Source organism: Latilactobacillus sp. VITA-14, from assembly GCF_046580785.1.
Classification (GTDB): domain Bacteria; phylum Bacillota; class Bacilli; order Lactobacillales; family Lactobacillaceae; genus Latilactobacillus; species Latilactobacillus curvatus.
Map to the genome: position 1 here is coordinate 19,005 of NZ_JBJKTM010000022.1, position 8,460 is coordinate 27,464.

At 42.3% G+C, this 8,460-nt stretch carries 7 protein-coding genes and 1 pseudogene; 7 read left to right on the forward strand and 1 reads right to left on the reverse strand.

The window, feature by feature from the left end; genetic code table 11:
• Nucleotides 1–19 precede the first annotated feature (19 nt).
• From gyrA to dnaB, 7 genes are all read left to right on the forward strand, one after another.
• Nucleotides 20–2,605: a DNA gyrase subunit A gene (gene gyrA / locus ACF1X7_RS08535; RefSeq protein WP_039098084.1), complete on the forward strand. Its 2,586-nt coding sequence runs from the start codon at nt 20–22 to the stop codon at nt 2,603–2,605.
• 242 nt (nt 2,606–2,847) lie between these two features.
• Nucleotides 2,848–3,144 (forward strand): 30S ribosomal protein S6, encoded by a 297-nt coding sequence (rpsF, locus tag ACF1X7_RS08540; RefSeq protein WP_004265809.1) that lies wholly within the window; start codon nt 2,848–2,850, stop codon nt 3,142–3,144.
• 39 nt (nt 3,145–3,183) lie between these two features.
• A complete protein-coding gene (gene ssb / locus ACF1X7_RS08545) occupies nt 3,184–3,696 on the forward strand; it encodes a single-stranded DNA-binding protein (RefSeq protein ID WP_004265848.1) in 513 nt (170 codons plus the stop codon).
• Between the two features lie 30 nt (nt 3,697–3,726).
• Nucleotides 3,727–3,966: a 30S ribosomal protein S18 gene (gene rpsR / locus ACF1X7_RS08550; protein ID WP_004265822.1), complete on the forward strand. Its 240-nt coding sequence runs from the start codon at nt 3,727–3,729 to the stop codon at nt 3,964–3,966.
• Between the two features lie 216 nt (nt 3,967–4,182).
• Entirely contained in the window at nt 4,183–6,213 is a 2,031-nt protein-coding gene (locus ACF1X7_RS08555; protein ID WP_411162673.1) for a DHH family phosphoesterase, read from the forward strand.
• 21 nt (nt 6,214–6,234) lie between these two features.
• Nucleotides 6,235–6,687 carry a 50S ribosomal protein L9 gene (rplI, locus tag ACF1X7_RS08560; RefSeq protein WP_064776768.1) on the forward strand — a complete coding sequence of 151 codons (453 nt, stop codon included), beginning with the start codon at nt 6,235–6,237 and terminating at the stop codon, nt 6,685–6,687.
• Between the two features lie 144 nt (nt 6,688–6,831).
• A complete protein-coding gene (dnaB, locus tag ACF1X7_RS08565; protein WP_172821848.1) occupies nt 6,832–8,235 on the forward strand; it encodes a replicative DNA helicase in 1,404 nt (467 codons plus the stop codon).
• 99 nt (nt 8,236–8,334) lie between these two features.
• Here the strand turns inward: dnaB and ACF1X7_RS08570 are convergent.
• Nucleotides 8,335–8,460, reverse strand: a pseudogene (locus ACF1X7_RS08570) (IS30 family transposase); the annotation flags it as partial.

Consider the following 8,460-nt stretch of genomic DNA (forward strand, 5'->3'; position numbering starts at 1 on the left):
GAGAGGGGTTTATAGATTAATGGCAAACGAAATTGGCCAAGACGGTCGGATTGAAAACGTCAATTTATCTAAGACAATGCGTAAATCATTCCTGGAATATGCAATGAGTGTCATTGTTGCGCGTGCCTTACCAGACGTTCGTGATGGGTTAAAACCTGTTCAACGCCGAATTTTATACGGAATGAATGAATTAGGGGTCACTCCCGAAAAGCCTTACAAGAAATCTGCTAGAATTGTTGGGGATGTTATGGGGAAGTACCATCCACATGGTGATTCAGCGATTTATGAAGCAATGGTGCGGATGGCACAAGATTTTAGTTATCGTTACATGTTAGTGGATGGTCATGGGAATTTCGGCTCTGTCGATGGTGATGGTGCTGCCGCAATGCGGTACACCGAAGCTCGGATGAGCAAGATGGCTGTCGAAATGTTACGTGATATCAATAAGAATACAATTGATTATGTACCGAATTATGATGAGTCAGAACGCGAACCCGCTGTTTTACCAGCCCGTTTCCCGAACCTACTCGTCAACGGGGCGACTGGGATTGCCGTTGGGATGACAACCAATATTCCACCGCACAATTTAGCCGAAGTGATTAGCGCATTACACATCTTGATGGATAATCCAGATGCGACAACCGCTGATTTGATGGATGCCTTACCTGGCCCTGATTTTCCAACTGGTGGGTTAGTGATGGGTAAATCTGGTATTCGCCATGCGTATGAATCTGGTAAAGGGACAATCACCCTTCGCGCTAAAGTGGACGTTGAGGTCCAAAAGAACGGCAAAGAACGGATTATTGTCACTGAAATTCCATACATGGTTAATAAGGCCAAGTTGGTCGAACGGATTGCTGAATTAGCCCGTGACAAACGGCTTGAAGGGATTACCGATTTAAACGATGAATCTGATCGTGATGGGATGCGCATCGTAATCGATGTGCGTCGGGATATGAGTGCTTCAGTTGTCTTGAATAACCTGTACAAATTGACACCATTACAAACCTCATTCTCATTTAATATGGTGGCCATCGTGAATGGTGCCCCTAAAGTCTTGAGTTTGAAATCAATCTTGGAACACTACTTAGTGCACCAAGAAGAAGTCATTCGTCGGCGGACTGAATTTGATTTGAAGAAGGCCGAAGCGCGGGCGCACATTTTAGCTGGGTTACGCATTGCTTTAGACCATATCGATGCGATTATTCAGATCATTCGTGGTTCGAATACAGGTGATGCCGCTAAGGTCTTGTTGATGGATCGTTATGATTTATCGGATAAACAAGCGCAAGCCATCTTGGATATGCGTTTAGTTCGATTAACCGGTTTGGAACGTGATAAAGTCGAAAATGAATACAATAATTTGATGACTTTAATTGCTGATTTGAAAGATATTTTAGCCAAACCAGAACGCATTAAGAAGATTATCTACGATGAATTGCTTGAACTCCAAAGTAAATTCGGTGACAAACGCCGGACAGAATTATTGGTGGGTGAAGTGCTTAGTCTTGAAGACGAAGACTTAATCGAAGAAGAAGACGTTGTGATTGCATTAACGCATAACGGCTACATTAAACGATTACCAGCCAGCGAATTCAAAGTTCAAAATCGTGGTGGTCGTGGGATTCAAGGGATGGGCGTCCATGATGACGACTTCATCGAACACTTGCTTTCGACTTCGACTCATGAAGTGCTCTTATTCTTCACCAATACTGGGAAAGTTTACCGTGCCAAAGGGTATGAAATTCCAGAATATGGGCGGACTGCTAAGGGAATTCCAATCATTAACTTATTAGGCATTAATTCTGATGAACGCGTTCAGACCGTGGTTAATGTTGGTAAAGAAGTGCAAGACGAACAATCACTCTTCTTTATTACCCGCTTAGGGACGGTCAAACGGACATCCGTTTCTGAATTCGCCAATATCCGTAGCAATGGGTTGAAAGCATTGACCTTGCGGGAAGAGGATGAATTAAGTAACGTCTTGATGACTGATGGGCAACAAAATATCTTTATCGGGACCCATAATGGTTATGCTGTGTCATTTAGTGAGACAGCTGTCCGTTCGATGGGGAGAACCGCTGCTGGTGTGCGTGGGATTCGGTTACGTGAAGGCGACTATGTGGTTGGCTCTGACTTACTGATTCCGGGTCAAGAAATCCTTGTTATCTCTGAAAAAGGGTACGGCAAACGGACACCGGTTGCAGATTACCCAATCAAGGGTCGTGGTGGTAAAGGGATTAAGACTGCCAACATCACTGAAAAGAACGGCCCATTAGCTGGGATTGCTGCCGTCACTGGAGAAGAGGATATTCTCTTAATCACTGATACTGGCGTCTTGATTCGTTTCAAGGTCGCTAACGTTTCACAAACTGGCCGGGCCACACTTGGTGTGCGTTTAATCCGGGTGGATGACGAAGCGAAGGTCGCAACAATGGCGAAAGTCGAAGCTGAACCAGATGAACCTGAAACACCAGAAGCAACGACGGCACCAATAGCACCAACTGATGACACTACTGATACTGGCTTAGCACAAGTCGATGAATTACTCGCGCGGGCTGAAGCCGATCAATCGGCATCAGATGATCAAGATTCAGAAAATTAATTAAATTAAAAAAATAAAAATCGTTTCTGCGTAAATACACTTGTAACAACTGTTACCAAGCGTGTTAGCAGCAACGATTTTTATTTTAGATTGTATTTTAACGGCCGTTATGATAGAATTTTATCTTGTGAGTATCTGTGATTTAGACACAGGGTCTAAATCGTGAGGCTAATTTTTATTAGTCAGTTACTCCTTGTTCTTACACAGGTAAGAACCTAAAGTCCATAAGGAGGTGAACAGTCATGGCTCAATCAAAATACGAAGTTACTTACATCATCTCAACAACACTTGATGAAGAAAGTAAAACAGCTCTTGTCAACCGTTACGACGGCATCTTAAAAGACAACGGCGCTGAAGTGATTGATTCAAAAGACTGGTCAAAACGTCGTTTAGCTTATGAAATCAACAATCAACACGAAGGCATTTACCATATCGTAAATGTTTTAGCTGATAATGATGAAGCTTTAAACGAATTTGATCGTCTAGCTAAGATTGATGGCTCAGTATTACGCCATATGATCGTTAAACGCGAAGACTAATTTTGAATTGTAATTATTGAATAGAGGGGAGCTGACAGAATGATTAATCGAGTTGTACTCGTTGGTCGGCTAACACGCGATGTTGACTTACGTTACACTTCTAGTGGTGCTGCTGTTGGGACTTTCTCAATCGCAGTGAACCGTCAATTCACGAATGCCAATGGTGATCGTGAAGCAGACTTTATCAACTGTGTCATCTGGCGTAAATCAGCGGAAAATTTCGCTAATTTCACTAAGAAAGGCTCACTAGTCGGAGTTGATGGCCGTCTACAAACGAGAAATTATGAAAACCAACAAGGTCAACGTGTATACGTAACCGAAGTGGTCGTTGATAACTTCTCATTGTTAGAATCACGGACAACAACGGAGCAACGGCAAGGGGATGGCGCAAGCCAAAACTTTAACAACAATCAAAGCAATGGTAGCCAACAATCTGGATTTACCAGCCCTCAACAATCGGGTAATCCATCAGCTGCAAATAACACTCAAGCCGATCCATTTGCAAATAATGGTCAAGCAATTGATATTTCAGATGATGATTTACCTTTCTAAAATAAACTGTTTTGGAAGGAGGAACTTTCAATGGCTCAACAAAGAAGAGGCGGCAACCGTCGTCGTCGTAAGGTTGATTTCATCGCTGCTAACCACATCGAATATATCGACTACAAAGACACTGATTTATTGAAACGTTTTATCTCAGAACGCGGTAAGATTTTACCTCGTCGGGTATCTGGTACAAGTGCTAAAAACCAACGTCGTTTGACAATTGCAATCAAACGCGCACGGATTATGGGCTTATTACCATTCGTTACAGAAGACTAATCAGTCAACCAAAAGACCTGCTAAACAGTGTTTAGCAGGTCTTTTTTTGTGCGCTTTAATAGGGGAACATGGGATTAAATTACGGGTTCAAAGCGGTAATTGTAGGGCAATTGTGCTAAAATAAAAGTAGCATTTTTTAAGTTTTAGTAAAGAACCACATAGACTCAATGATAGATGAACAAGAATCAGAATGGGATCTAGAATTAAGGAGTTTACATGAAAAATAAGTTTAAACAATTAAAATTACCACAGTTTTTAGATGATACTCGCCTGCGGACCGTTGCCCTGATTTTGTTGTGCCTTACAGCGGTTAGTTTGGTATTTGCTGCGATGTTAGATTGGCTAATTGCTCTAATTTTATTCGTGCTGCTAATCGGGACGGTCATTACTGTGCTATACGCGATCGAAACGGTCACTGAGAATACAGCCAAGTATGTCTCGGACTTGTCGTACCGCATTAAGCGCGGCGAGCAAGAGGCTTTAATTAAGATGCCAATTGGGATTTTATTGTACAACGAATCAGGTGAGATTCAATGGACGAATCCTTATTTACAGCAATATTTCGGTAATAAAGAAGTTTTAGGCAAAAAGATTAAGTCTGTCGATCCAGAGTTGGCAGAATTAGTGGCACAAAATGAAGATGCTAATGAAACAAAAATTGTTCGTTGGGGCGATAATCAATTCCAAATCATTATCCAAGAAAGCATTGGGGTGGTTTATCTTCTCGATATTACACGCTATGCGGCCATTGAAGATCGTTATGAAGATGAGCAAGTAGCCATCGGGCAAGTGTTCTTAGATAATTATGATGAAATCACTCAGACAATGGATGATCAATCTGTTTCTAATCTGAATAACTATGTCACCAACGAGTTATCACGCTGGGCGAATCAGTTTCAGATGTTCTTGAAGCGAGTTGATGATGATCATTTCTTTGTTTTGGCGTACGCCAAATCATTATACGCCGCTGAACAAGAGAAGTTTAAGATTTTAGATGAAATTCGAGAAGAAACATCCAAACAAAACTTCCCACTAACGTTGAGTGTTGGGTTTGCTTATGGGGAATCCGATTTAGCCGTTCTAGCAACAACTTCACAGAGCAATTTGGATCTTGCCCTCGGTCGTGGTGGTGACCAAGTCGTTGTCAAAGCGAGTGAAGGACAAGCACGTTTTTATGGTGGTAAGACTAATCCGATGGAAAAACGGACGCGGGTTCGTGCACGGATGATTTCACAAGCCTTACAAGAAATCTTCAAACAAGTTGACGAAGTCTTTGTTATGGGCCATATTCGGCCAGATATGGATGCATTGGGCGCCTCATTTGGGATTCGCCGGATTGCCGAGATGAACGGTAAGAAGTGCTACGTGGTCGTTGACCAAAACAATATTCATACAGATATTCAACGTCTTTTAGAGGAAGTTAAAGCCTACCCTGAAATTGCAGTGGAAGTGTTGTCGCCTGAAGAAGCGCTCGAAAAAGCAACGGCCAATAGTTTATTAGTGATGGTCGATCATTCTAAACCATCCATAACAATGGCGCCTAAGTTGTACGAGAAGCTTGCTCAGCGGACGATTGTCATCGATCACCATCGTCGTGGGGAAGAGTTCCCAGAAAACCCAATGTTGGTTTATATCGAGCCCTACGCCTCTTCAACGTGTGAGTTAGTGACGGAAATGTTTGAATATCAACCACAAAATGTCGCTAATATTAATAAGTTCGAAGCCACAACGATGTTGGCTGGGATTACGGTTGATACGCAGTCATTTTCAATGCGAACTGGGACGCGAACGTTTGACGCAGCTAGTTATTTACGTTCAGTTGGGGCTGATGCTTCGATGGTTCAACACTTGTTAAAAGAAAATGTCGATAATTATATTCAAAAGAATCACTTAATTGAAACCATTGAAATGGTTGAGCCAAATATGGCATTATGTATGGGTGAGGACAACCGTACCTACGATCCGGTCATCGCAGCACAAGCAGCGGATACCTTGCTGTCATTGTCAGACATTGAAGCCTCGTTTGTCATTGTGAAACGCCCAGATGGCATGATTGCCATTTCAGCGCGGAGTCTAGGTGATGTGAATGTGCAAGTGATTATGGAGAAATTAGGTGGCGGTGGTCATCTTTCCAATGCGGCAACGCAGATGGCAGATACGACTGTTTCCGAAGCCAAGGCGAAGTTATTAACGGTTTTGGCAGAGCTATTTGATCCGGAAACGGACGAGGAAGCAACAAACGATTAATTAGATAAGGTGGTCAGAACAATGAAAGTTATTTTCTTAGAAGATGTACGCGGTAAAGGTAAAAAAGGCCAAGTGAAAGATGTGCCAGATGGTTACGCACAAAACTTTTTAATTAAAAATGGGAGAGCAAAACCCGCAACATCAGCTGCTATCAGTGCTTTAAAAGGCCAACAACATGCTGAAGCTAAAAATGCAGCTGCTGAATTAGCGGAAGCAAAGGTTTTAAAAGCCAAAATTGAAGACGATAAAACAATCGTTGAAATCAAATCTAAAGCGGGCGAAGACAGCCGCTTATTTGGTTCAATTCCAAGCAAGCAAATTGCCCAAGCATTGGCTCAACAATATCAGATCAATGTTGATAAACGGAAAATTGATTTACCAGAACCAATCAAAGCGTTGGGTTACCGGAATGTTGATGTACGGATTCACCCTGATGTAACAGCTACGATTCGTGTGCATATCGTAACCGAATAATAAAATGAATGATTGAAAAGACCGTGATTAGCACCACTATCACGGCTTTTTTTATTGCTGACCAATCGGTGACTGTTGCCAGTCACTGGTATTTTGAGTAAACTAGTGAGTAATTGAAGTCGATTAACCAAAGGAGTAAAAATGGTGAATAATGAACTAATTGAACAAGTACCGCCGCAGAATAATGAGGCGGAACAGGCCGTTTTAGGGGCCGTCTTTATTAGTGGCGATGCGCTCGTTGAAGCAATGGAATACGTTACTGCCGACGATTTTTATCGTAAAGCCCACCGTTTGATCTTCGAGACGATGGTTGAATTAAACGAACGGGGTGAAGGAATCGATGCGGTGACTTTAAAGAGTGCCCTCGATGCGCAGAACCAATTGGAAGATATCGGTGGTATTGGTTATTTAGCTGAGTTGGCTGAGGCTGTACCAACGGCAGCCAACGTAGTTTATTATGCCAAGATTGTCTCTGAAAAAGCAATGCTGCGCCGTTTAATCCAAACCGCTCAAAATATTGTGGCAAAGGGTTACGCGCAAGATGAAGACGTCACGGATATTTTAGATACCGCTGAAAAGGAAATCATGGATGTTTCCGAACGGCAAAATAAGGCCGGGTTCAAATCAATTTCAGATGTCTTAACGAGTTCAATTGAACAAATTGATAAGTTATATCAAAATGAAGAAGACATTACGGGTCTATCAACGGGATACCGCGATTTAGATAAGATTACTGCGGGTTTGCATGAAGATGAACTCATTATTTTAGCGGCCCGGCCCGGGGTGGGGAAAACCGCGTTTGTCTTAAACATTGCTCAGAATATCGGGACGAAAACCAATGAGAATATTGCAATTTTTAGTTTGGAAATGGGTGCTGAACAACTCGTTAACCGGATGTTGTGTGCAGAAGGAAGTATTGACGCCAACCATCTAAGAACCGGGCAACTCGACGAACTTGAATGGCAGAATCTAATTGTAGCCATGGGGAGCCTTTCAAAAGCGAATATCTATATTGATGATACGCCCGGCGTGAAAATGGCGGAAATTCGGGCGAAATGTCGGCGCTTAGCGAAGGAAAAAGGGGGCGTTGGCTTAATCGTCATTGATTACTTGCAACTAATTGAAGGTTCCGGCCAAGAAAACCGGCAACAAGAAGTCTCGGCGATTTCACGTCAATTAAAGAAATTGGCTAAAGAATTACGGGTACCGGTCATTGCGCTCTCTCAACTCTCTCGTGGGGTTGAACAACGACAAGATAAACGCCCAGTCCTTTCAGATATTCGTGAATCAGGATCAATCGAACAAGATGCTGATATCGTTGCTTTCTTATATCGTGATGATTACTATCGCGATGAACCTGGGGAAGATGGCGATGATTTCGGTGGTGGCAATCCGCCAGCACCAGCGCCACAGCAGTCAGATGATGCGGACGTTGGAGAAGTTGAAGTGATTATCGAAAAAAACCGTGCGGGTGCACGAGGGACAGTCAAATTATTATTTGTCAAAACGTTTAATAAGTTCTCATCAATTTCGTATGCGGACCAATAGTAATGACTATTTTTAATAAATAGTGAATATTATCGTAAATGAAATACCTAAAAAAACCATCATAATTAAAGTAAAAACTTTAATTGGTAGATTGCAAATTTAATCCGAATTTTTGGACAAATTTGTCAGCATAACCTGATACGGTGTTTGCCAGTCGAGTATTTTAAGCGGTCGCTGGTTAATTTGGAGTAACGTCGTCGTTAAATCTTGAGCACTAATGTGCTC

Bases quoted from the DNA above. Each gene is read 5' to 3' on its own strand.
- gyrA (WP_039098084.1), top strand. From the start codon at position 20: ATGGCAAACGAAATTGGCCAAGACGGTCGGATTGAAAACGTCAATTTA.
- rpsF (WP_004265809.1), top strand. From the start codon at position 2,848: ATGGCTCAATCAAAATACGAAGTTACTTACATCATCTCAACAACACTT.
- ssb (WP_004265848.1), top strand. From the start codon at position 3,184: ATGATTAATCGAGTTGTACTCGTTGGTCGGCTAACACGCGATGTTGAC.
- rpsR (WP_004265822.1), top strand. From the start codon at position 3,727: ATGGCTCAACAAAGAAGAGGCGGCAACCGTCGTCGTCGTAAGGTTGAT.
- ACF1X7_RS08555 (WP_411162673.1), top strand. From the start codon at position 4,183: ATGAAAAATAAGTTTAAACAATTAAAATTACCACAGTTTTTAGATGAT.
- rplI (WP_064776768.1), top strand. From the start codon at position 6,235: ATGAAAGTTATTTTCTTAGAAGATGTACGCGGTAAAGGTAAAAAAGGC.